General features: G+C 59.0%; 22 protein-coding genes and 1 pseudogene. 10 read left to right on the top strand and 13 right to left on the bottom strand.

Features of this window, described 5'->3' with window-relative positions:
* The 3 genes from ABIA96_RS30530 to ABIA96_RS30540 all read right to left on the bottom strand — a co-directional run.
* Window positions 1–284, bottom strand: a 284-nt coding sequence (locus ABIA96_RS30530) for a hypothetical protein (RefSeq protein ID WP_354140640.1), incomplete at its 3' end; no start/stop codon positions are given.
* A 58-nt stretch (window positions 285–342) separates the two neighbouring features.
* Window positions 343–2,433: a ParB/RepB/Spo0J family partition protein gene (locus ABIA96_RS30535; protein WP_354140641.1), complete on the bottom strand. Its 2,091-nt coding sequence runs from the start codon at window positions 2,431–2,433 to the stop codon at window positions 343–345.
* Window positions 2,434–2,605: 172 nt separating this feature from the next.
* Window positions 2,606–3,799: a DUF932 domain-containing protein gene (locus tag ABIA96_RS30540; protein ID WP_354140642.1), complete on the bottom strand. Its 1,194-nt coding sequence runs from the start codon at window positions 3,797–3,799 to the stop codon at window positions 2,606–2,608.
* A 286-nt stretch (window positions 3,800–4,085) separates the two neighbouring features.
* On the opposite strand from ABIA96_RS30540, the pseudogene ABIA96_RS30545 reads away from it, so the two are divergent.
* From ABIA96_RS30545 to ABIA96_RS30560, 4 genes and pseudogenes are all read left to right on the top strand, one after another.
* Window positions 4,086–4,366 (top strand): annotated as a pseudogene (locus ABIA96_RS30545) (hypothetical protein); the annotation flags it as partial.
* A 507-nt stretch (window positions 4,367–4,873) separates the two neighbouring features.
* On the top strand, window positions 4,874–7,843 hold the full coding sequence (locus ABIA96_RS30550) for a CHAT domain-containing protein (RefSeq protein WP_354140643.1): 2,970 nt from the start codon (window positions 4,874–4,876) through the stop codon (window positions 7,841–7,843).
* 12 nt (window positions 7,844–7,855) lie between these two features.
* A complete protein-coding gene (locus ABIA96_RS30555; RefSeq protein WP_354140644.1) occupies window positions 7,856–8,236 on the top strand; it encodes a hypothetical protein in 381 nt (126 codons plus the stop codon).
* A 52-nt stretch (window positions 8,237–8,288) separates the two neighbouring features.
* On the top strand, window positions 8,289–8,813 hold the full coding sequence (locus ABIA96_RS30560) for a hypothetical protein (RefSeq protein WP_354140645.1): 525 nt from the start codon (window positions 8,289–8,291) through the stop codon (window positions 8,811–8,813).
* Window positions 8,814–9,004: 191 nt separating this feature from the next.
* Here ABIA96_RS30560 and ABIA96_RS30565 read toward each other — a convergent pair whose 3' ends face one another.
* Window positions 9,005–9,694: a hypothetical protein gene (locus tag ABIA96_RS30565; RefSeq protein WP_354140646.1), complete on the bottom strand. Its 690-nt coding sequence runs from the start codon at window positions 9,692–9,694 to the stop codon at window positions 9,005–9,007.
* Between the two features lie 187 nt (window positions 9,695–9,881).
* On the opposite strand from ABIA96_RS30565, the gene ABIA96_RS30570 reads away from it, so the two are divergent.
* The 3 genes from ABIA96_RS30570 to ABIA96_RS30580 all read left to right on the top strand — a co-directional run bounded on the left by ABIA96_RS30570 (window position 9,882) and on the right by ABIA96_RS30580 (window position 11,435).
* Window positions 9,882–10,478, top strand: a complete 597-nt coding sequence (locus tag ABIA96_RS30570; protein ID WP_354140647.1) for a hypothetical protein — start codon at window positions 9,882–9,884, stop codon at window positions 10,476–10,478.
* The gene (locus tag ABIA96_RS30575) at window positions 10,478–10,837 is read left to right on the top strand and encodes a ubiquitination-like system serine protease family protein (RefSeq protein ID WP_354140648.1); all 360 of its coding nucleotides are present in this window, start codon (window positions 10,478–10,480) and stop codon (window positions 10,835–10,837) included. Before ABIA96_RS30570 ends, ABIA96_RS30575 begins: the two co-directional genes overlap by 1 nt.
* A gap of 145 nt (window positions 10,838–10,982) precedes the next feature.
* Window positions 10,983–11,435: a hypothetical protein gene (locus tag ABIA96_RS30580; protein WP_354140649.1), complete on the top strand. Its 453-nt coding sequence runs from the start codon at window positions 10,983–10,985 to the stop codon at window positions 11,433–11,435.
* A gap of 73 nt (window positions 11,436–11,508) precedes the next feature.
* On the opposite strand, the gene ABIA96_RS30585 is transcribed toward ABIA96_RS30580, so the two are convergent.
* The 3 genes from ABIA96_RS30585 to ABIA96_RS30595 all read right to left on the bottom strand — a co-directional run bounded on the left by ABIA96_RS30585 (window position 11,509) and on the right by ABIA96_RS30595 (window position 14,610).
* On the bottom strand, window positions 11,509–12,957 hold the full coding sequence (locus ABIA96_RS30585) for a hypothetical protein (protein ID WP_354140650.1): 1,449 nt from the start codon (window positions 12,955–12,957) through the stop codon (window positions 11,509–11,511).
* 137 nt (window positions 12,958–13,094) lie between these two features.
* The gene (gene dgt / locus ABIA96_RS30590; RefSeq protein ID WP_354140651.1) at window positions 13,095–14,462 is read right to left on the bottom strand and encodes a dGTP triphosphohydrolase; all 1,368 of its coding nucleotides are present in this window, start codon (window positions 14,460–14,462) and stop codon (window positions 13,095–13,097) included.
* A complete protein-coding gene (locus ABIA96_RS30595) occupies window positions 14,440–14,610 on the bottom strand; it encodes a hypothetical protein (protein ID WP_354140652.1) in 171 nt (56 codons plus the stop codon). The genes dgt and ABIA96_RS30595 overlap by 23 nt, the downstream gene beginning before the upstream one ends.
* Before the next feature lie 459 nt (window positions 14,611–15,069).
* Here ABIA96_RS30595 and ABIA96_RS30600 point away from each other — a divergent pair, with 459 nt between their 5' ends.
* Window positions 15,070–16,431 (top strand): hypothetical protein, encoded by a 1,362-nt coding sequence (locus ABIA96_RS30600; protein ID WP_354140653.1) that lies wholly within the window; start codon window positions 15,070–15,072, stop codon window positions 16,429–16,431.
* Window positions 16,432–16,445: 14 nt separating this feature from the next.
* Here ABIA96_RS30600 and ABIA96_RS30605 read toward each other — a convergent pair whose 3' ends face one another.
* The 4 genes from ABIA96_RS30605 to ABIA96_RS30620 all read right to left on the bottom strand — a co-directional run bounded on the left by ABIA96_RS30605 (window position 16,446) and on the right by ABIA96_RS30620 (window position 20,057).
* Entirely contained in the window at window positions 16,446–17,126 is a 681-nt protein-coding gene (locus ABIA96_RS30605) for a nitroreductase family protein (protein WP_354140654.1), read from the bottom strand.
* The gene (locus ABIA96_RS30610) at window positions 17,116–17,709 is read right to left on the bottom strand and encodes a 7-cyano-7-deazaguanine synthase (protein WP_354140655.1); all 594 of its coding nucleotides are present in this window, start codon (window positions 17,707–17,709) and stop codon (window positions 17,116–17,118) included. Before ABIA96_RS30610 ends, ABIA96_RS30605 begins: the two co-directional genes overlap by 11 nt.
* Window positions 17,706–18,914: a PfkB family carbohydrate kinase gene (locus ABIA96_RS30615; RefSeq protein WP_354140656.1), complete on the bottom strand. Its 1,209-nt coding sequence runs from the start codon at window positions 18,912–18,914 to the stop codon at window positions 17,706–17,708. The genes ABIA96_RS30610 and ABIA96_RS30615 overlap by 4 nt, the downstream gene beginning before the upstream one ends.
* A 315-nt stretch (window positions 18,915–19,229) precedes the next feature.
* On the bottom strand, window positions 19,230–20,057 hold the full coding sequence (locus ABIA96_RS30620; RefSeq protein ID WP_354140657.1) for an 8-oxoguanine DNA glycosylase: 828 nt from the start codon (window positions 20,055–20,057) through the stop codon (window positions 19,230–19,232).
* A 456-nt stretch (window positions 20,058–20,513) separates the two neighbouring features.
* On the opposite strand from ABIA96_RS30620, the gene ABIA96_RS30625 reads away from it, so the two are divergent.
* Window positions 20,514–21,584: a restriction endonuclease gene (locus ABIA96_RS30625; RefSeq protein WP_354140658.1), complete on the top strand. Its 1,071-nt coding sequence runs from the start codon at window positions 20,514–20,516 to the stop codon at window positions 21,582–21,584.
* A 91-nt stretch (window positions 21,585–21,675) separates the two neighbouring features.
* Here the strand turns inward: ABIA96_RS30625 and ABIA96_RS30630 are convergent, their stop codons facing one another.
* The gene (locus tag ABIA96_RS30630) at window positions 21,676–22,500 is read right to left on the bottom strand and encodes a response regulator transcription factor (RefSeq protein WP_354140659.1); all 825 of its coding nucleotides are present in this window, start codon (window positions 22,498–22,500) and stop codon (window positions 21,676–21,678) included.
* Window positions 22,494–22,652, bottom strand: a complete 159-nt coding sequence (locus tag ABIA96_RS30635) for a hypothetical protein (protein ID WP_354140660.1) — start codon at window positions 22,650–22,652, stop codon at window positions 22,494–22,496. The genes ABIA96_RS30630 and ABIA96_RS30635 overlap by 7 nt, the downstream gene beginning before the upstream one ends.
* Window positions 22,653–23,164: 512 nt before the next feature.
* Between ABIA96_RS30635 and ABIA96_RS30640 the strand changes: the two genes are divergently transcribed.
* Window positions 23,165–23,497 (top strand): hypothetical protein, encoded by a 333-nt coding sequence (locus ABIA96_RS30640; protein WP_354140661.1) that lies wholly within the window; start codon window positions 23,165–23,167, stop codon window positions 23,495–23,497.
* The last annotated feature ends 24 nt before the right edge of the window (window positions 23,498–23,521 follow it).

The raw sequence follows: 23,521 nt of genomic DNA on the forward strand, positions 1-23,521 counted from the left end.
AGCGCGCTGGTGTTATGTTGCGTAGAAGCTGCCAATCGTCCGTGAGACAGCACCCCAGCGCAAATGCGCAACATAACTCTCGGCGCAACATATTCGGTCCATTTGCCGGCAGGACCTTTCATCGACTCCTTGAGCCGGACGAACATCGAGCGGCCTGGGGTATTACGGGCGTCGCCCACAAGCCAATAGCTGCCTTCCCGCCGACCGGAAGAGAGATAATGGCGGCACACGGCCTCGGCTTGTTGCCTAAGGCGTTGTGCGAGATCACGCACAGCATCGGCCATGATGGTCCTCGTAAAGAAAAGGCCCGCCGTCCCCGGCGGGCCTTGTTGCGCAGGGCAGCTATTCGGCCGCGATCATCGGCTCGCCGATATCGCCATTCTGAGCAGCCGCCTCGTCTTCGTCTTCCAGCAGTTCTTCGCTGGACCGCTCTGGAGTTTCCTCCATCGCGGATTCCGGCGGCTGCCGCTCGTCAGCGGTTTGGCCCGGCGTGCGCAGTGGTTCGGGCAGCCAGGCGGTGTCGGCCAGCAGCGTTTCTGCCTCGGTCGCCATGTCGCCTTTCTTCAGATGCTCGATCCGATCGGCGGCGCGCTGGCCCTGCGCCTGCGCCACTGCCTGCAGGATGCGAGCCTTCGTCACCCGACCGAGGAAATTGTCCACCGTCGGCTTCCACCCGGCTGCCGCCATGTCGAGATCGACCGCCTGCGCGACCCGGTCGGCATGTGCGGATGCCCGCGGCCGCCGGTTCCACGGTTCGTACACCGCGTTGACCGACAGACTGACGATATGAGCGAACAAGCCGGCCTGGCTGTCGCCGTCCCATTCGTGGAGCCCTTCCCAGAGGTCAGCCGACTCCTTTGGAAGCGCCTTCGACCAGCTGTCGTGTCGCGTACGGATCGCTTGAGCCGACGCGCTGTCGTTCAGTCCTGGCGCCTGCGTGCCAAGGCTGACGCTCTTCACGTCCAGCTCGAGGCAGCTATCCGATCCGTAATGATAGAAAGTCTTCAGCGTGAGGACGTGGAGGGCCGCGAGGAAGGCGACGTCCGGCCGTTCGCCCAACGCATGGCGAAGGCCCAGCGTGCGGTGCGAGGTCAGCTCAGTCATCAGCCGGTCGGAGATGGGCGAAAGGCCCCCGTCCTCTTCCAGCTCCGCAGCGGGCTCGGCCGCCCCGATCGCCTCGCTGCCTTCGTAGCTTGCGGTCATGGCTCGTTCGGCTTCGCCATCCACGTCCGGATCGGGCTCCGGCTCGACCGGCAGCTCGTCCTCGGGTCGCACAAAGCCGCGTTCAACACGAAGATGCCCGTCGGCGCCGATGCTGACGAAGACACCGGCGCGAGCGATCTCGGCAGGGTCGAATACAACAGGCCGCGCCTCGAAGCCCTCCAGCGCGGTTTCGAGCTCCGACAGGCGCTCGTCCATCTCGCCCGGCAGTTCGTCGGCTTCCTGATATTGTTCGGATAGCCGGTCGAACTCGGCCTGGAGCGCGTCGCGCGCGGCTTCCTCGTCGGCCGAGAGCGCGAGTGTCTCACCGCGAAGTTGGCGCAGACCGAAGGCGTGACCGTAGGCGAAATCGGGGGCGGCCTCGGTCCACCGCCATCCTTCGGCGGCGATCGTCTCGGATTCCGCCTTCAACTTGTCAGCCACCATGTGGTCGACCAGCGGAACATCCTGCAGCCAGCCGCCATCATCGCCCTGGAACAGGTCGCGCAGCACCGTACCGCCCGCCGCGACATAGGCTTCCACGCCGATGAACTGCGCCCGCTTGTCTGATGCGCGGACGGCGCCCTCGGTCAGCATGCGACGAATGACGTAGGGCTGCTTGTCGTAGGACGCCTTCAGGCGCTCGAACACCTGCTCCTGGCGTTCGTGATCGCCGGACACTGTGAAGGCCATGAGCTGGTCGAGCGTCAGGCCGTCCTCGGCATAGACGTCGAGCAACATCGGCGAGACCGACGCCAGCTTCAGGCGCTGCTTCACCACGTTCACCGAGACGAAGAAGGCGGCAGCAATCTCTTCCTCGGACTGGCCTTTCTCACGCAGCGCCAGAAACGCCCTGAACTGATCGAGAGGGTGTAGCGGCGCGCGCTGGACGTTCTCAGCGAGCGAGTCCTCCTCAGCAATGCCGCTTTCGCGTACAACGCAGGGCACCGGCGCAGTCTTGGCGAGACGCTTCTGCTTCACGAGGAGTTCCAGCGCCCGGTAGCGCCGGCCACCGGCCGGGATCTCGAACATGCCGGTCGGGGCGCCTGCCTGGTCGGTAACAGCCCGGACGCTGAGGCCCTGCAACAGGCCGCGGCGGGCAATGTCCTCGGCCAGTTCCTCGACCGAGACGCCGGCCTTCACGCGCCGGACGTTCGACTGGCTGAGCAAGAGCTTGTTGAAGGGAATGTCGCGCGAGGGCGAGAGGGTGATCTTCTGAACAGTGGTAGCCATCGGGATATACTCCGCGACGAGCGCCGAAAGCCTCGCTCTCGGCATGCAACTCGTCACGAAGCGCAGCGCCGCCCTCTTCCTCTGGGGGCAGCGCCGCACAACCGATGATCAGGAAAGACGGAAAGGCACGAAGCCGGAGACACGTTTTTCCGCATCTCCGGCTTTCCGGAAGTCAGGCTGCCCGGTCGAGCAGCCTCTTCGCGCGCGCCTCTAGATCGAGCCGGGCGTCCTGGTGGGTCTTGTCGCGCGCAACGGCGGTGATGCCCTGCACGAAGTCGAAGACGCTCTCCGGTTTGCGCCCTTCCTCGGCCAATACGGTCTCGATGATCTTCGCTGTCTCGGTCTTCGAGAAGCCGCGCTTGCGCAGAAATTCGGTGCGGTCATCGTCGGTGCGGGCCACGATCTTTTCCCGCGCAGCCTTGATGCCGTTGACGAAGGAGATAGGCGAGGAGTTTGCGAAGCGGGTCAGCGCCGGTGAAGCCTCATGCGCGAAACGCGAGGCGGCGTATTTCGAGTGGCGGATGGTGATCTCCTCGAAATCCTCGACGCCCCAGAGATTGCGATTTTGGCAGACCGCGCGGAGATAGAAGCTCGCGATGCCGAGCGTCTTCGCGCCGACCTCGGAATTCCAGCAGTAGAAGCCGCGGAAATAGAGGTCAGGCGAGCCGTCCGGCAGACGGCCTGCTTCGATCGGATTTAGGTCGTCGACCAGGAAAAGGAAAACATCTCTGTCCGATGCATAGAGGGTCGTCGTATCCTTGGAGATGTCGACTCTGGGATTGTAGATTCCGGTTGACCAGTCGAGCACCCCCGGCACCTTCCAGCGTGTATCACCTGTGCCATTGCCGGCGATGCGCTGCACGGCCTCAACCAGCTCATGGTCAAAGATCCGGCCATAGTCCGGGCTGGTGACGGCACGAAGCTCAACGCGGCCATCGTCGGTCTCGAGCGTTTTGATCTGTTCCGCGCGGTTGGCGGTCAGGCCATATTGCAGGTTGATGCCTGCGAGTGCTGCGGGCAGTTGCCGGAGGTAGGCGGCCGGAGCACCAACCTGGCTTGCAAGCTGGCCGAAGCTCCAATGAGTCGGCGCGACGGGCTTGTCCGAGCCGGGCAGCATCAGGGCCAAGCGCTCGGGATCTCCGCGGCTCGCCTCGACATGAATGAGCGCGCTTTCGACCACGCGCGTGCGGCTGCGGTCTGCGCGATCACGCACCGTACGGGCCAGTTCGTTGAGCGACAGATAGCGCTCATCCGCCGGACGGGAAAACCACTCCGACGACACCCGGCCGACGCGCTCGCCACGACCCACATCTACTTTGTAACCGCCGCTGTTATCGCGGCGGGCATCCAGAACTTGCATATTCATGGGAGCAATCTCCATGACGGGCGCCGGAAGACTCCCCTCCGGCCTTCAACCCGTCACGGCGAACACCGCCCCACTCTGCCTCTCCTGCACCGTCGATCGCCGACGTCATTGCGTCTCCGCTCTCGCCGCAACTTCCGTCAGGGTTGGAAGCCCGAAGGGTGAAAACCCGGCGCAATCCGGGGTTTCGGCGTCAGCCGACAGCCCGGCCCCGCAGGGAGGCGGCAAACCTCTGGGCTGGATCAGTAAAAAATCAGTCGATCAATGCATTGCGCGTTGGCGAAACCAAATGTTCCTGCGTGCGGGCGAACCTCGACTTCTGCGCGGCGTTCTCGAGCTAGCGCTGTTCCGCGTTGTGAACCGCTACGTGCGCAATCTGGCGCCGATGCCCAGGGTTTCTCCCGATTACAAGACACCGATCGTGCGCAACGGGCAGAGGGCCGCGAACTCGTCACGGCGCGGTGGGGAATGCCATCGTCGTCAAAAGCGCTGATGGACGCCACCAAGCAGCGAGCCGAGAAGCTGCAGGCCAAGGGCGAGACAGTTGATTTCAAGGAATTGCTGCGGATGCACGTAGCGATCCTCGCAAGGTCAGGCAAACCATCGATAAATTCTCGACGGCGGTCAAACGCGCGAAATCAGATCTGTCAAAACGCCGCGTGAGAGAGCAAGGCCGCCTCTGGCGCGAATTGCAGAAGCGAAACAAAAAGGCTTGACACTCAACAGCGGATCAATCCGCTATGGCAACCACCTCAATAGTCTCTCGCTCGGCGGCTGCCGCATGACACGGACAGCGATGCGCTCGCGAAAAAATCCAATCGCGATTCTTAGACCGTATAGACGGCGTTGGTTGGACCAACGCGATAGCCGTTGCATGACGTTCAAACGAGAGTTGGCGCCGTAGCGGTGAAATACCGCAGACGAAACGAAGCACTTTACTTTCGGTTGTTTTGGACGTTCTATGCAAGCCGGAATGCCAGCACGGGATTACCCGGTATGCGCGCGATTTTCTTGTGAGTTTGTTTTAACGGTTTTCTTGAGAGCCTGCGCATGCGCCCTTCGTGCGTCGTGGTCGCCATGGTTTTTGCCGTCATGTTGGCGCCGGCCCACGGCAAGGGCAGCGCTTCGATGAGCAGAACGGAACGATGCAGCAATAATGCTCTCAAGGAGATGCTAACTTCAACCCATCTTGCTGCCGCCCGGCTTGAGCAGATGCTCGCGTGCCTTGGCAAAAGCGCCGACCGCCTGCTGGCCGCCCAGGCTGCATACGAGATCGCCTTGAGTTTTGCCGGAGCCAATGGCGACCGGCCCGCTGACTTCCGCACGGCAGCACAATGGGCGCGCAAATCCGCAGAGTACTTGAGGACCTTGAACGAGCCGAAGCTCAGGAACGGCACCACGTTGGCCGCTATCCGCCTGGACTATTACAGCGCTTCGACGACCGCCGAGCTTCGAGAAGTCACCCAATCGCTTGACCGGTATTACGCCGTCACTTGCGCGGTCCCACCTCTCGACGGGCATTGCGCGGAGAGCCTTAAGCTCCTGGGTGAGGTCGAGAGGGATCTGTCGAGCCGCGGACTTCCGCGCGCGCAGGCCTCGATCGATGCATTCCGGCGATATCTCAGTACAAATGCCGGCAAGGTGCCTGGTCCCGACCGCGCCAGCGCCCTGCTGGACAAGGGCACCCTGATTGCTCAGGCCCCGGAAGGTGCCTTGCCGCCAGGTCAAGCCGACGAAGCTGAAACCGCGCTGCACGAGGCAGCCGAGGTCTTTCGCGGCGATCGCCGGCAATTGGCACAACTCAATCTCGCGGCCTTTCTGGGAACCCATCGATCCGACCGCTCGGACTCGCTGGACGAAGCCGAAGCTCTTTTGCGCGGCCTTCTCGCGCAGAAGCTCGCTCCAAGCTCCGCTTTCACCGCGCAGCGCAATCTAGGAAGTATTCTATTCAAGAAACAGACGGGAAATCACCAGAAGAACCTCTCAGAGGCCATTACGCTCCTCGACGCCGCATATGCAGGCGTCTTGCCACGCGAGAAGGCCACTTGGATCAAGACCGGAATCAGTCTTGCGCTGACGCTAGAGGCCTCCCGAATTGGTACTCCCGCCAATCTGGAACGAGCCAAGAAGCTGCTCGAAGAGCTGCTGGCCGCAGCGGATTCGGCCGGCATGGCACGGGATGCAGCAGAGATCCTCGAAACACTGGTAAGCGTGCGGCTGCATCGTCTGGCGCTCGGAGAGGGTGAGAACCTCGACGATATCGGGGCTCAACTGAGGCGCGCTCAGAACGCTTCCGCCGGCGCACCACCCCTGACAAAAGCCCGGCTGTTGGCGCTCTCCTCCGATTACTTCAGCGTCAGAGCAAAGAACGGCGACACTGCCGCTTTGGACAAGTCAATCCAAGAGCTGCGCCAGGCTATCGAATTGACAGACCGGCAGCTAGCACCCGGCCTATGGGCCACATTCCAGAACAATCTCGGAAATCGCTGCAACAATCGCAAGCGGCCCGAACTCGCCAGCTGCGCAGAACAGGCCTACTCGCAAGCTCTCACTGAACGCACCGCTGCCAATATGCCTCGCGAGCATGCCGATACGCTCGTCAACCTCGCCAATCTGCAGTTCAGTCTGAGAAATTGGCAGGGCGCCTCCGATCTTTACACACACGCCGCGGAGCTAAGCCGGACAACCTTCGACCCCGCGCTGGGACAGGACGTGCTTCGCTTCGATGCTGCAAGATCGGATCGCTGGTTTGAACGCGCCGCTTACGCACTGGCGTGGACCGGCAAGATATCCGACGCAATCACACTCGCCGATGAAGGCCGGTTGCGCGTGCTCAAACAACGGCTGAGCGCACTGCCTGATCCAGAGTCCGGCAGGCCAAGGGCAGTCAGCTTCGAAAAGCTCCTGACCGGGCGTACCATCGTGCTCATGCCGATCGTGACAACGGCGGGGTGTGTCGTCTTCGCGGCCACTTTGAAGGATGGCCAGGTCGCCCTCCAGCGGGTATTTCTCGACGACTTTAACGGCGATCGCGTCGCCCGCTTCCTGGAGGATCGCTGGCTCCAGGCTTACCGTAGCGTCTTCGAAGCCGATCAGCCGGACGCCGCCGATGATCGCTGGAACGCGACGATCACCGAGGCGGGTGACTGGCTGGGAACGAGCTTTTTTGGCCCGCTCCTTCGCACACTTGAAGGTGCGGGCTTATGGCCGCGCGAAGACGTGGTTCTCGTCGTCCAAGGCGAACTGGCGCTTCTGCCTCTTCATATAGGAAAAGACCCAACAGGAAAGCGCCTCATGGACATCGCCAGCGTATCGTACCTGCCGAGCCTGGCGCTCTGGCAGCCACGAACTGCTGTGGCGAGCACCTCTCTGAAGCTCTACTCGATTGCGGACCCGTCGGATGACTCCGGGCTGCCTTACGCTCCGACCGAAGCTCAGGTGTCGGCCGTTCTCGGCGGCGTCACGCTTGCAGGACCGGTCGACAAGGGCCAATTCCTTCAGGCCCTCGAACAGGCCGACATCCTGCACTTTGTCGGGCACGCCCGTTTTGACCCCGACGACCCGGAACGGTCGAGCATCCGTCTCAGCAGCAAGGATCGTCTCGAGGTGCGCGACATCGAAACGGCCCAAATCCGCAAGGCTCCCGATCTGATCGTGTTGTCCGCATGCGAGACCGGCCGCGTCGAGACCGCCTCGATGGCGAATGAATTCGTCGGACTTCCCGCTGCGTTCATGAGCATCGGGGCAAAAGGAGCTGTATCTTCTCTCTGGCCAGCGAGCGACGGGCCAACTCTGTTTCTGATGGCACGGCTGATGCGCGAGCTGCATTCCGGCACGCCCCCTTCGCGCGCGCTCCAAGAAGCCCAGGTCTGGCTGTCCAACAGTACCGGCTCGCAACTCGCCGAAGTCTTGCGCACACTTGGGCCTACCCCAGGCAGCGATGCAGCCAAATTGGAGCAGATCCTTCGAATCCGCTTCCGGGATAGCCGCCCCTATGCTGAGCCTTGGGCGTGGGCGGGATTCATGTATACCGGTTTCAAACCTTAGAGGGTGCCATCCATGCGGCAATTCTGCTTCTGCTTCGCGTTCACACTCCTAGCGCTTGGCGTTTTCGCTCGATCTGCGCCTGCACAACAGGCGACCGTCTCAAAAGCCGAGGCCAGATGCATCGCCGAGAATGTTGACAGCTTCCTGGATGATCTGAGTGACCCGGTCACGATCTACCTGGATATTTGCCTCTCCTCGGACCGCCTGAAAGGCCAGGTGGCGGGCACCGTCAGAGCGGATTTGCCGAGCATCGGCAAACCCAGCAAGACAGACGGAAAAGCCACGAAAAGCATCGCGCTCTCAAAGGCTGCCCTGCGCTGCCTGAAGTCTGCCGCGGCTGCCCCCGGATTCCCAGACGCGGACCCTTACGTCCTCGCATCGAAATGCAACTGACGAGCGGCCAATGAAGGTTATTCTAGAAAGACTGGAAGCAATCTCGAAGATCTTGCTCATTCTCGGCACTTTGGCCGGCGGACTTTGGGCCGTCCGCGAATATTTTGACAAGCAGCACGACGCGCGCGTTGCCGAAACGCTGGGTTACGTGCGCAGGTTTTCGAGTGATCCGCTTCAGGCGGCGCAGACCCATATCGGGATGGCGTGGTACTCGGTGAAGGACGTCCTCCGGACCTTGGAAGAAACGCCAGTTGCTTCACCTGAGGAGTTCGCAAGCCGAAAGCGCCAGCTCGTCATGACCGTGGTCGACAAATCGGTCATTCCGCTGTCGTCGTCCGCAACCCAGAGAGGCCTGGTGCCAGACCTCGACCTCCTGGTGGGATTCTTCGCCGAGCTCCAGGTCTGTCTCGATGCGCAACTGTGCGATCGCACGGTCGCTAAGAAGTATTTCCAGCCTTACGCGCAGCGTCTGTATTGCGTTCACGAGCCCTTTATCGTCTGGAAGACGAAGTCGTACTCTCAAGGTTACGGCGACGAGCTGAAGAGGATGGCATTCCCAGGCGGAGGACAGTGCTGACCTTCATCACCCAAACGGTACTCCCGAGGCTCAAAGGCTCGCCGATTTAATTCGAAAAGCGTCCAGCGCTTATCCTGGCCCAGTAGGACACGGAAGGCCCGGCCGTTGCGACGGCTGCAGAACCGTCTCAGATTTATCTCTTCGGGTCCAAAGAGAAAACGCTGGGGAGATTCAGATCGGCACGACGTTCGCTAGCTCGAAGTAATCGAATGTCGCAAAGTCTTCAGAAGCGCCGAGGCTTCATCGATCTTCCTCAGGATATCTGGATCTTTCTTCATTTCGGCCAAAGCTGTCCACGGGACACGCTTCATGGATTCGACGACCGCAGTGAGATCTGCTGAAAGACCGACGCTTTGCTCTGGCGTCTTGCCGCCCACGCGAAGCATCGCGGAATCGATATCGCCGTCACGGGTAAGAAAGTGTGCTTTCGCGACAGGATCGGGCAGTATGGCCCTCAATTTGCGAAGATCTTTTGAGTTTGTGATGCGCTTTCGTGCGACTTTATCAACGACGGCATCGATCACGGTCGGCGCAAGCAGCTTCTTGCTAACGCCAAAGAGCTCGCGCGCCCAGGTGATGCTCGCATTTAGATCTTTGAGACCTTCCTCACTAAAACGCCTCGCAAGATCAAAAACTTCGTCGAGTTTATCGAGCTCACGGAACGATATACCGAGTATATTAGCTGCGCTTGCTCGTCCGACCAACTCGATAAGTCGATAGGCCACCATTTCCTTTTCTCGCGCATCCCACTCTTTTCTTTGCCTATGGATATAGATCCAGACACGGAGCCGCTCTTCTTCGCTGAGAACGCGGTCGGTCACTTCAATGGGTATTTCACGAAACTCAGGTTTCCCTTGATCGACAAGGATCTTCGAATTCACCCAGCGCCGTTCACCGTCGATGATTCTATATTTCCCGTCGATCTCGGGATGCGGCTCGACGAGTTTCTCCGCGCGGCACTAACCGAAGTGCTCGGCAGCCACGAAAACGTCGGGGACGTACGCGGGGACGGGCTGATGGCTGCGGTGGAAAGCTTGCATGCGCCGTTGAGGCCAGCTTCCCTGCTCGGTGACGGCGCGCGAGGCGATCGAGATTGCCGCAACGGGCGACGTGGGGTTCAGTTGCGTCGACACTCTGGAGGCACGACAGGTCGCCGACCTGATGGCAGCCTCATTTCTGATGCCGCTGATCGACGTCGGCGTCGTCATCCCGACACGCAAAAGCGGCGATGCGATCGCGATCGGCGATGCATGCGGCCGCATCGACTATGTCTATCCAGGCGGATCGACCCTCTCGGATCGCGACGTTTATTCCGCCGCCCGAGTCCGCGCAGAATATCTGCGAGGCACGGCACTGGATCAGTACCGGGAGGAAGTGCAGGCCGGTTATATCAAGGGCATGGTCGAGGAGGCACCCGCGGTCATCACACTAAATATGCGCGCAGCCGCAGCGGCCGTGAACGAGTACATCGCTCGCGCATATCCATTTCGCCTCGATCCCAACGAGAATTTTGCGCGCACGGAGTTTAGTCTCGCGGCTTGTGAAGAAGACTATACCGCCGAGGCAGCGTTTGAGCGTGGCAATAACTCCCTTCTGGCGCGCGGCAATCTGGAACCGTTGCTTGGGCTTCCGGCGCTAAAGCGGCCTAGAAACGCAGCGGCATAATGTTCAAGGCAATTTTGGATTCTCTGAACGGCGCTTTGCGCTGGACATACAAGAAATGGGATGGCATCCGGCCCGATCGACGCATTCAGATCATCGAGGGTGACAGCCTGCCGTCGAAGCTGCCGAAACGCGATCTCGTTTTAGCACGCGAGGACGACGAAGATTGGTGTGTGGGCCTGCGCTGCCCTTGCGGCTGCGGCACGAACATCGAGCTACTGGTCGTCCAGGAGGCAAAGCCTCGCTGGGATATTTCTATTGACGCCAAACGGCGCCCGACGCTCAAGCCATCGGTATGGGTGCAGCGCGGGTGCCGATCGCATTTCTGGCTGCGTGACGGACGTGTCATTTGGTGCGAATGACATACTGCGCGATCAGACTCCTTAGCACGCAGAACCTTATCGCGCGTCGTTGGTTCTACAGGCGACATCCGACAGTGCCGAGCCCGGCCCCGGCGCTAGCTTGGTCTATCTCTCGAGGCCATAATCGCAGTCGGAGAAAATGCCATTGGATGAACTTACCCTCAAACGACGGCTGTTCGACGAACTTGGTGGGTTCAGTGACAAGCGCATCAAGGATCTTCACAAGAGTGACCTCTTCATTTGCGATGATCGGGAACACGCAGCTCGGGATGCGAGGAAGCAATTGTTCCTGTGGTATTGCACCGTTGTGCTTCGGGTCATCTCCGGAGATACCGTCCACATCGAGCTCGGCCAAGCAATGCCGATGAGCGACGCCGTGGACGCCTGGTGGAAGGCGAACACGATCAAGGGGAGGTATGGACTTCGAGTGATTGAAATCAACAAAGGCGAAGAAGTAAAGCTCGGCGAGCTTGCCAAGCGCATCGCGGCGATCGTCAAGAAGCCGTACTCGGTCAAAGCATACAAGTACGTATGCCCGGAGGTCGCGGGTGTCCTGCAAAGGACTCAGAAGATCCTCAGCAAGGTATGGGCCGACTAGCTGACGGCGGATGCAGAACGCGTGTTTCCCGGGTCGACAGGTGCCGCTAAAGCAGCCGCGCAGGATGGGCGGCTCATTGACCAGCAGATTCGGGACCTGACTTCGGCTGCCAACGAGATCTCAAGATTTCCGCCAATTCGAGCGACTCAGCAACCGTAAGGCGCGACAGCTCGTCTGCCAAGCTGGCGACATCGATGGCGCCAGGCCGCCCAGGGTATTCGTCTTCTGATAGACGCGAGACGACCGCGTTTCCATCCTTGAAGTACCCCAACTCCGTTCGAATTTTTTGCGCGTTGGTGACGTCTTCGTTCGTCCAGCATTCAGTATCGATGCAAATGAAATCCTCAGATGAACCTTCAACACCAAGCGCATCCATGCCTATCCCAACGATAAACCTCCGCTCGGGGTAAATCGCCTTAGCTGCGACACAGCGACCTCGAAGCTGCTCTAAGCGGTCTTTGCGATAGGTCACATGATCACCGCCTTGATCGCCTCTCCCGACAAAGAGGACGTAGCTAACGTCCCCGCTCTCCGACGGCAGCAACGCGCTGATCGCCTCCTTCTTCGCCCGCTCAGCCCGTTCCAGGATCGCTTTTGACAACACTCGTCGGTAGAAGCGCGTTTCACTGGCAAGAATTCGCGCGGCCCGTTCGTGCTCGGACATCGCATTCTCATTGCCAAAATCAAGATTCTCCTCGATGTACTCGTCGTTTACTCGCTCGATGAATCCATCCCACAGCTGACTGACCTTGTTTGCCTCCCGTGAGGATCGATATTGGGACGATGCATCGACCTGCGGCCACAATCTTCCATCAATTCGGTACTCTCTCTCGATCGGCGGAAACGTTCTCCCATGCCATAGATAGTAGGCCAGCATGTCCGTTTCCGCTTCCGCGAACTTGAAGTTATCGGTTGAGAGCACCGCAACCTTGCTTTCCAGGTAGTGGATGAAATCCTTGATCGTAGACAACTCGCTAAGAACGGTGTGAAGGCTGGCCTCGTCGAACACATGCACCCATCCGCGTGCCTTGTCGGTCCTTCCGACTGTAAACCGGGCCTCGTCGTTGAGCACGGCTTGGTCAATTTTCAGCCAGCGTGTCCCTGTCTCAAGCTCAGCGCGGTCGAGAGCCCCCAGGGGCACACAAATGCGGTGCACACGCATGTCCGCGGAACTCGGCAACGTTACCGGAAGCTTTTCCAGACACCTGGCATCCAGAAATACCTCATCGGGATAAGATCGAATCCATCGCTCGGCTTGTGCAATCTGGCGGGCCGAGTAGGCGATTGACTTGTTGTACCATCGCGACCAATCGAGTTCGACGTCGCCCGTATTCGGATACTTGCAAGACTTGTCGGAAAAAATGAGCACATCATTCCCAAACACGACAAGGAGATCGGTCAGCTCCTTGCTGGGCTTACGAAACAGGTTCGGATAGGTCCAAAGCTTTAGAAACGACTGATCGCACAGCTCGGCGAGAACTTGTTCGGATGCCGTTAAACCCTCAGAACGTTTGTAGCGCATTTGGCTTGTCTCGCGAGTAAAGTGCTTTCAACACGCCTCGTAAGCAAACATTGCACTTGGCTAAGCCGGGCGCCGCATGCGCACAGCGCCATCCGTCCACAGTATCAGGTCAAGACGAGCAGAACGAAACGAAAGGGTCAGACAGGCTTGAACATGCTGTGACCGGCGTTCGAATGCAGACGGTCAAAGAATTCGGTGGCATAGCGATCTGTCATGCCGGCCACAAAGTCGCAGATGATGCGGAGCCGCTGAGCTTGGGTAGAAGCGCTTCTGTGGCGAGCCCGCACATCGTCCGGCATCATGAGATAGCCTTTTTCGCTGGCCAGAGCTTCAAAAATGCTCTTCACGACTTCATACCCTCGAAACTCCGGCAGCTTGACCCGTGAAGAGTAAATCATACTTTCAAACGTGTACTGCTTGAGAATTTCGACCCTCAGCCGTATCTCGTCATCGAGATACGCCGTGCTGAGCATCGGATGGTCGGCGTTCAGCCCTACCTTGACCGAATTGATGGCCTCGTGAACAAGCGCCGAGGACAGCTTGGTCCTGAGGTAGCCTGACTCGCTCAGCTCTTGCGAGGCTTGAAACCACTTAATCGTAGCAACAAGCGAGTTTTGGTCGGTGCGGATACCCCGGAAGACATTAGTCAGGATGGCCAAAACATATTCGGGCGAGATCCGACGCTTCAGCTCCTTAGACGTTTTCTTCGCCACCTGCGCCAGCAGGTCCTCGTTGGAAGCAACGATTGACGCAGGCGTTAAAAAGCCGGCCTTCATGGAGTCTTCGAGATCGTAGGTCGAATAGGCAATGTCGTCTGCGAGATCCATGATCCAGCATTCGATCGTCTTGAACTCACGACGGCCGATGCGGCCCGCCGTATGCAGCTTGATGTTCCGGACCACTTCGGCCTCGGATCCATAGTATCCCTTCACCAACTTGCTTTGCTTGGTCCGCCTTGCCGGAATGATCTTGTCGTACTTGAGAACGGCCGCCATCAGACGGTACGTCAAGTTCAGCCCCGCTCGACGATCGCCTTTCACCTGGGTTTTTCTGACAGCCTTTTTTTCGAGCCGCGATACGATGCGCAGCGTCTGCGCGTTCCCCTCAAACCCGCCGGCAGCCCTCATCAGGTCGTCGAGCGCACGCTCGCCGTTGTGTCCAAAGGGAGGGTGGCCGATGTCGTGGAGAAGTGCGGCCGCCTCACAAAGACGCAGATCGATCGGATGCTCTTTGAAGAACGGCTCGACATAGTTCAACCGCTCGGCAATGCCGCGCGCGATTTGCGCTACCTCAAGAGAGTGCGTCAGCCGATTTCGGAAAAAGTCAGACTCGTGCCCCGGAAAAACCTGCGTCTTCCCTTGCAGTCGTCTAAAGCTCGCGCAATGAATGATCCGCCCGTAATCGCGGCCTATCGCCGAGCGCCACGGAACGGTCGGACCGTCCTCGTCAACTTCCCGTTGCCAGTCGGTTTCGGAGTAAAGGCTAGCGCTTCTTTTTGCGGGCAAGCTTCAACCGCTTTTTCGTGGCCGGAGCGGAACCCTTGGCTGGCCCCTTCGGGGTCGCGCCGATGTTCAGCATCAGGGCTCGACGAAGTATAGCCACTTTCTTCTCAGCCAGATCGCTTGCTTCAATTACGGCTGCGTAGGCGGTCATGATTCGATCCCTCTTTGTATGACACTACGCGAAACGACGATTGGAGGTCCACCCAGTTTGCCCCGTCACCATTAATTTTCAGCTAGCGGGACCCCGTACGCACATCAATTTCCGGCTATCGGACGGGATAGCCTTCGGCCCCCGGCGCAGTTCGATCCGCGGGCCGCCGACAGCCCTCCCCCCCTGTACGGATGGTCCCGCTCCCGCGATGACTTGGCGGAGCTAGCCCATCGTCCACATGTTTCGGCCGTCCTGAGGGTTGCCCTGGAGGGCGGTCAACGGCAGAGAAATCGGTGGAGGTAGGGGGTAAGGAACCGCCGGCCGGTGGCTTGAGGCTCAGCCCAGCAGCCGTACGGTCGGTCGCGAGGAGAGTGAAAAGACAGTGCGGAGCGGGCTCAGCTGGACTAGACGAGATGACCCGATGACCGCCGGAGCGGCTGGGGCACAAGGACCGGGTTGATGACGCTCAGGAAGGACAAATCGCTAGACGAACTCGCACGGGTCGGAAATGTCGCGCAGTTTGTCAGCTACTCCCCGGGTCGGGCCCAGCCGCACCTGGAGTTCAGCCGCGTCGCTGGGTTCGACGCCAATCATCAATTTCATGACCTGTCCGAAGGCCTTCGTGCTCTGCTCGATCAGTGCCCGGAAGGCACCCTCAACCTGCGCAGCTTCACGCCGGACAATCCCAGGAGCCGCGACTTTCACTACGGGCTGGCGGACCTAGCCCAGATCGAAGCGCTCGTCCGCAAGATGTCTGGCGAAGGTCTCTATGTCATTGCGAACGAGACCGTCGACGTCGCTGACGGCGGGGTATCAGGCGTCATTCAAGGAGGCGTCGTCGAATTTGCTCCGGACGACACACCTCGGTGCGTCGAAAAGGGCGGCACAGCTTCATTGTCGCTGGACTGGGGACTTTCGCTACTCAAGGCCGTCTATGGCTTTCCCGCCGAAACGGTTGATGCAGGCCGCGGCCGGCTGGAGTTCAGCATCCACCCGAAACCACGGGGCTGGCGCCGTGGTCATACGCTGATGTGGGAGTATGAGGCTTCCGACAGCGCGCCCGCCATGGCGGCGTTGAAATGGCCGAACCGATTCAGCCGGCTTATTGGCGACAAGACGTTCGGTCTCCTCATCGCCAATGTAATCGGATTGCTTGTTCCAAGAACGATGTGCATCTCCCGACGCATCGCGCCGTTCTCCTTCGGTCAGCCAACTTTATCGAACGAAGTCTGGATCAGAACCTGTCCCAGCGAACAGGAGCCGGGCAAATTCACGACGGCGAAGGGTTGGCGGGACCCCTTCCGTCTTCTCGCTGAAGAGGATCCGACAGGAGAGGCGATTTCAGCGGTATTGTGTCAATCGGCAGTGCCGGCAACGTTTGCGGGCGCTGCAATCATGGATGCCGAAAAGCAGATTGTAATCGAAGGCACGCCTGGCGAGGGCGACAGCTTCATGGTTGGCAAACGACTGCCGGAGCGCCTACCTGACAATGTTCTCCACGATATTCGCGAGACGTATCGTCTTGCCGAAGAAAAGTTGGGTCCCGTACGGTTTGAGTGGGTCCACGACGGTACGCGCGTCTGGATCGTACAGCTGCATAAGGGCGCAACCGACAGCTCGGCGTCAACGCTCGTGCCCGGCGAAGCGGATAAATGGGAGGTGTTCGACGTCTCAAGCGGATTGGAAGAATTGCGTCGCCTGCTCGCCCGGCTCCCGGCCGACGTTGGCCTGCAAATCCGAGGAGACGTCGGCTTAACGAGTCACGTCGCAGATCTCTTGAGAAAGGCCCGACGACCAGCGCGGCTGCAACAACAGAGCTAGAGGGCGGTTGCGCGCTAGCGGTCTCCCTTCGCGCTGGATATCTGGATTCCTCCAACGCCTTGGAAGCGCTCCCCAGGAAGCGCCAATAAAGGCAGCATTGAATCTCCGAGGAACCCCAGCGGGCACGCTGAAAGACCCAACCATTCTGCGCACAGGCAGATAGTTGCGAGAACTGCGCCGGCATCACGCAGCAATAGCGATTGGGCGTTTTCGTAGGCTGCGCTGATTTTCAACCGATCACCAATCAGTCGTAGTGTACATCCGGACTGCAGGCCGGTAACCGATAGGACGGCCTTGCGATTTTCCAAGCACACACGCTCGTCGTTAGCGCGAAGGAGCAGGAAGGCATGGTTCACGGGATCGTACAATCGCGGCGCCGAGCTATCATCGGGAATGCAAACGATGTTGATCGATTGAAGGCCGCCAGCCGATGGACTTGCTGACCAAGCAATCGGCAATTCAGCCCGCCCACTCGGCGCATGTCCTTTCCAGCCAACCGCGTACCACAACAATTCCTCGACCAAGCTCAATTTGATCGGATCACCAACGGTCGAGCGTCTCTTCGCAATCACATCCGCAAAGGTCATCGAGGAAGGAGGCCCTGGGCGGGTCAGAACTTCTGTCGTGACGACGTCGAACTGATGGGGCGCCCACGCTAAAGGCGTGTGGCGCGGCATTGGCTCTTCAATGAGCATCCCACCCCAACGCTTTCCAAGTCTCATAGTGTTTAGTGCAACCACGGCAATTGCCGCAGGCCAGTACACCAGTATGACAAGAGTGCGCCCAGGCGAGAGTCGCTTTATCAATCCCCGAAGCGATCACCAGTTCAGGCGCAGTAAGACCGATCGCCGGCGCACTCACGGTCAAGCCGCCTTCTTGCATCGACATCAGATCTGAAATCCTGTCAACGAATGCTGGCAGACCATCGGCATGTTGACCGTCAGTCCTCAACGTCCCGATCAGCAGCTCGGTCGCTCCGAGACGCAGCGCGACAGCACCTGCGAGCGTCAAGATGAGCTGGTTTCTAAATGGCCACCATTCCGAAACAGGAGCGTGAGGACTGGGAGCTGTACCAGCCATGTCTCCTGAACCAATGGCGCTGCAGTCAGCTTTCACCTGCTCGTAGCGAATGTCCATAGCGCGACAGGCCGCCACGCCCGCATCGCGTTCTGCGGAGGCAGGCTTCTGCCCATAGTCGACGAAAATCGCAATCTCCGGCCGCTTCCACCAGGCAATACTGATCGAGTCCATACCACCGGACATGAGAACCGCTTTCATGCCTTCGGGAGCCTCCATATCGTTCGATACAGCGCGGAAACAAAGTCATCGACCACTTCGCAGCCGGTCCCTTCAACCATCTTGAGGCTTTCGACGCTGACATTCTGCGCGAAGCAAACGACCGGGATTCCCTTCTTAACGGCGTAACCCACTTCAAAGATCGTACCCGCATCCAGGCCGTTCAAGATGGCAAACACCGCGTCTGATTGCTCCAAGCCCTTGATGTCCTCTGGCCCGACGATCGACGCGGGCCCGGGCCCGACCTGGTGGAGAGGTGAGAAAACGGACGCGCCAAGGGCGCGGAGCTGATCCCGCGTCTCCTCAACAAGCCACCTCTGGGCCAGATCGAAGAATGGCGCCGCCAAGTAAACCGTGCCCCTCGTCGGTACGATAGGATCGTACCTCAGCGCTTGTAAATCGGAGATACCTGGAACGGGAAGGCTTCGCGTATCGCAATACAGCGCCACCGCCCGCGATGCGAGATGGGCCGCCTGTGGCGCGTCCATGCCCTGGCATCCCCACAAAGCAGCAAAGGTGCCCGAGAAAACGTCGCCAGATCCTAGCTTCCAAACGTGAGTCGAGCGGTACGCCGGGATGACGGACTGACCGGTGCCAGTTGTCACCACGGCTCCACTGCTGCCCATCTTGACGATCACAACTTCAGCCAAACCTTTTGCAATGAGATCCTTAGCTGCTAGCGACGGATCGGCTTGACCAGTCATTTGCTCGGTTTCGTGGCGATTCATCACCACAGCCAAACGGCGCGCCTGAGACCCGTTGGCCTGAAACGAAGCTACATCAAATGCAGATTGCGGATCATAGACGGCGACATCGGCTTCGACGATTGCGTCCCCCTCGAGCATCCCGAACCGAAGTACCACATCACCCTTTACCAGTATCGGGGCGTGAGCCTTGATGTGTCGCGGCGCCGGAAAAATAGCCGGAACGGACATCGGATGCAGATAGCTGAAGCTGAGATCATGGTCCGCTGGGGTCGGCATCAGAGTCGCATCGCATTCCGAGGCCACATGCTCCGCCTGCACTTGCATCGCGGGCGCAACATAGGAGTGCAGTATGATCCGTCCCGGAATCAGATTGCGCACTGCGTGCGCCGCTCGGCCTGCGGAACCATAGACGGCATCCCACAACGGCTGAATACATTTTTCAATGTAGATGCCGCCTACGATCGTGAGATCGCGTGTCATACCGGATCTACTCTGACCTCATAGGCTCCGCCGGCAATATTTATGATCGTCGCCTGATACGTGAATCCGCGGTTCTCAATGCAATCAACAAGCTCAAGATAACCAACGAATGTGAGCGAGCCCGCCGCCGCGCCGGCCCCATCGACGACTGTCAGGATTGGCGAAGCGCCGGGTCGCCTGACCTCGACGCCTAGAACGGAGCTAACCCCGAGAGCACCGAGGACCGTGGCTTTTGGACTATTGATCGGACCTCGGCGGCTTCGGGCGCATGGGTCGTTCGGCCCCCTGTCGCCTCCTGTCGCACCCCCATCGTCATTACGCGAGCCGCCTGACCCCGACATTTGCCCCCTCCAGATCGTTTCTATCCGAAGAGTTCCTCACTTGCGTCACTCCGTCAACCAGTTGTTGCATAAACTTTTGACTTAACGCTCTCATGGTGCTCCACATAACGGCGTCCATGCTCGAGGCAGCCGACCCGGTTGCGCGGCAGAACTCGAGAAATCGCCGCTCGAGTTCGAAATAGAGCCGCACTGGATCGGCTGCATGCGGGAATATGCCCATGATCCTGCAAGCTCTGATGATATGAACATCCAGGATCGCGACCTCGTTGCTGGCACGTCGATTGCGGACGATCCAGGACGCTGTCTTGGGGCCAACGCCCGGCAGCCCGAGAAGTGCATTGCGCATCGCCACGTCGGAAATCGCCGCTTCCTCGATACTGGGCAACATGGCTAGCGCTCGTGCCAGATACTCAGCGCGTTGCGCGGCAAAGCGATACTTCACACTGCGGCCGCCGACCTGAAGCGGATGCATCAGCAGTTCTTGCAAGCGCGCATGTCGACCGACGTCGTCTGACAAGTCCGGAAGGGCGCCGCAAACTCTTTCGGCGGCAGCAAGCCCAACCTCGGCCGGAATGCCGTAACCACCGAGAATGCAATAGACGACCTCTTCCTCAAGCGAACGCCCGAGCTGGAAGCCATCTTCTGAGGGCTTTCCCGTCATCCAGGCCTGGGCCGCCCAGAACGCGGGCGTGAGCGGATGCTCGAACGCACCCCAACGCAGATCGCCAATCAACAGCGTTTCCGGATCTGGCAGATCCAGAAAGTCGAAATGGCCACCAAACTCACCGACGACGCGTTGCATCCTAGGGCTCTTATGCAATTGAATATTCTTTTTATGTATTGCATAACATAGGTCAATGCCCCCGAGAACCTTGCTAGCGCGTGTCCACACCAAAATGCGCGAGACTGGTGCCAGCCAATCTGACGTGGCGGAAACCTGTGGCGTGACTCAACCGCACATTAGCAAGGTATTGAATGGAAAGGTAAAACTAGCCAGGAAGACAGCGGCCGGGCTAGAACAATGGCTCGATGAGAACCAGAAGTCGAGAAAACCGTCGCCCCAGACGCTGGAGACAATTGCGGCGAAGCTAAACGCGCTTGGGCCCAAACGACGGATGCAATTTATGCAATTGTTGGCTGCGATTGATGGCCTGCTCGGGCACTAGTCGCATCTTATTATCGACGGAATTCGAACGGCCTTACGAACCGCGCGCCAAATCCAAACTGTATCCAGCCTTGCATCTTTGGAGCATTCGCTTTGCCGCCAGATTGGAAGCAATACCAGGAAGACGTCGCAGGTCTGTTTCGCCGCATGGGATTTGATGCGGAGATCGAACTCAAGTTGGACGGCGCGCGAGCGCAACACAACATCGATGTTGTCGTTAGGCCTCGTCCGGCCGGGATCCCGGCTCTATGGATCGTCGAATGTAAGCACTGGAAGGCGGCCGTCCGTAAGGAGCAGGTGATGACGTTGGGCCACATTGCGCAGGATGTGGGTGCCGATCGCGCGTTTCTTCTATCGGAAAGTGGATTCCAGGCGGGGGCCATCGCAGCTTGCCGCCATTCGAACATCACTCTGACCAGCCTGGCAGAGCTCGCCGGTGCCGCCAACGACCATATCGTCGCGACGAGACTACAAACCCTATTCCAAAGACAGTCGGATGCAGAGGATCAACTCCGATTTCATCTGTACGACTCTCGAGGTCAATCGCCACAAATCATGGCCACCGATATGGGCGAGCTCACCGATCTACTCGGTGCATGTCTAGACATGCACCTGGCAATAACGGCTGGATTGACCGGTCGAATGCCGGTTACGCTCTGTGGGATACTAGATGGAGTGCAGCAATCTTTCGACGATCTTGAGATATTTGCAGACACCGTCGAACGGCAGCTCGGCGAGGTCGAAAAACGCGCAGCCCAACTCGATCGACTCAGAGGCAAAAAGCGCGCGGAGCTGATTGCCGAAGCCGGTTACTTAGTGGAGGAAGCTCAAGACCTGCTCGATCACATCGACGCAATGCTGGCGACACAAGATCCCGATCTTAGACTGGGTAGGCTGCAGACCTCATGCTTGTCCTCGATGAAGCGCATCGGAAGCCTATCGTCGAACCTACGTGAATCCTTCAAAGGAAACCTATTACGGGAAGTGCGCCATCTGATGCGCATTCTCATCGACGAAGTCTATATTGAGATGATCGCAAGGGAACGTAACGAGACTCGATGGAACGGCATCAAAGAGCGCACACGCGCACAGGCGGCTCAATTGAGCGATCTGCTTAACCTCGAACGGACTGCCGCGATAACCTCGCAGCTCGAATCGCCTTGAATGCGGCTAGATGTCCGCGGACAGCTAGACGTGCGGAGGCATATCACCGGTTGCGGGACTTTTTACTAGAGGTGTCAAATCACATCGCGAGCTAGAACGACGAAACTTCTTCGACACCCAACAGCTTGTAAACTCCGGTTCGCCCCTGAGGCACAAGATCGATCGTATTGTTTAGCTTCGCTCGAAGCCTTGGCACAAAGACATCCAAGCGGACGTGCTTGTCGTGTTTTTCTCTGCGGAGAACTTCGATGTTGAAAATCTCGCTGTCAATTGCGTGACCATCCACCGCGCACAAATGGCGCAGGAAAATGTGCTCAGTGATCGACAGGCGCTCGGAATTGCCCGAGCGATCGGTGATCCGCCGATCGCCGATCGTAAACATCCAGTTTCCGACATAGAATTTCCGACCAGAATGAGATTGCTTCGATCGACGTTCAGTGTGGGTTCTCCGCCACACCGACATTGCTCGCGGTGCAATCGCAAGAAAACCGTAGGATTTCTCAACGTAGTCATCGGCCCCATATTCGATCAGCGGCGGCGCCTCTTCGTCGATCGGAAGATTCGAGCAGATGATAATGCCGGCGTTCGTACTGTCGATCACGGCCTTGACGAAGGCCTTTCCGGTCTCCTTTTGCGTCGGCTCCCACCAGCGCTCCGAGACGTCCAAGTCAAGAAAGTATAGGTCGATATCGTCTTTCTCCAGATGCTTACGAGCGCTCGCCACGTCCTTGGCCCAGGCGATCTCGCAGTCGAGCTCCCCAATTTTTGACGATGGTGATCTCAGGGCGATAGCAATGCGATCCGCATCCGCCTTGTCGTCGTCGACTATCAGGATCCGCGGAGCCCGCATCACATCAGTAGTGTTGTGACGCTTCGGATCCTCGCCCTGATCAAACTCGTCGTCAGACGTCAGCACTCGGTCAGCCGCCCCTGCATCAACATGGACAAAAGAAAGCAGGGCATGACGGCGATTCCCGGTGGGTGTCCGGCATGAAGCAGAACCGTGGATAGGGTGATTACTGTCAGAAAGGCCAGCAACGTCTTCCAGGAAAGCTCATCGACACTCATACCGACCTCCGCAATTGGGACACATAGCCTGCATACCCTACATAACGCACAATTCTTATATTCGAGGTGAGTAAACAAAACCCTAAGCTTTCGGCCTTCGGGGGAGAGCGGCTTGGCAGAGGCAGCTCGGGGGGTAAGCCAGATTTTTGAGAATGTGGCCGTAAGCGACACCGGCGAAAGCCGAGTGTTCAGGTCGCAACAATCGAGGTCCGCTGGGTTATTGGAGTCGATTCGGAATTGCGCGTTTCCCCAATAAACACCGCAATGGGTTGTCGGAGAAATGAGCGATCGGCGCCCGAGCCAGTCGTAAGACTGCCCGTCGCGAACACCGCAAAGATAAGCGAAGCCGTCGTGCCCATTAATCTTCAGATACTGCGCCAGAAGGAGCGTCGCATCCCCGCATGATCCTAGTGGAAAGCACTCGAATGTGACGCGAATATCTCGACGATCGCCGCGCTCGATCGCATCGCGAAAACGTTCAGCACGAGCGCAAATTCGAGGAAGCTCATCTGTTGGCGGAATCACTCCGAAGGCGGCAACTCCAGCAGGCCCCCCTCGGCGTCGCCAACGACCTCAACGACAAGGCAAGAGATGGCACCCTAACCTTCGAACAGGCCATGAAGGCCGCGCGCGAAGCTGTCGCCCGGGCAAGGACGGAAGGAGCCGCTCAGGCGGCCGGCCCTGCCCCAACGGTGCGGACGGCCGTCGAGATCTACATCAAAGAGCGCGACGAGCGAGAAAAGCGGCGCACAGACCGCGAGATCCGATCCGATGCCAGCATCAAGCTGCGGCGATACGTTCTCGGCAAGGGCACAATGCATCACCGCGTGGTAGCTATCTGGTAGCTACAACGATCACAAAGCCCAGCC

This window comes from Bradyrhizobium sp. LB11.1 (assembly GCF_040549385.1).
Lineage (GTDB): Bacteria > Pseudomonadota > Alphaproteobacteria > Rhizobiales > Xanthobacteraceae > Bradyrhizobium.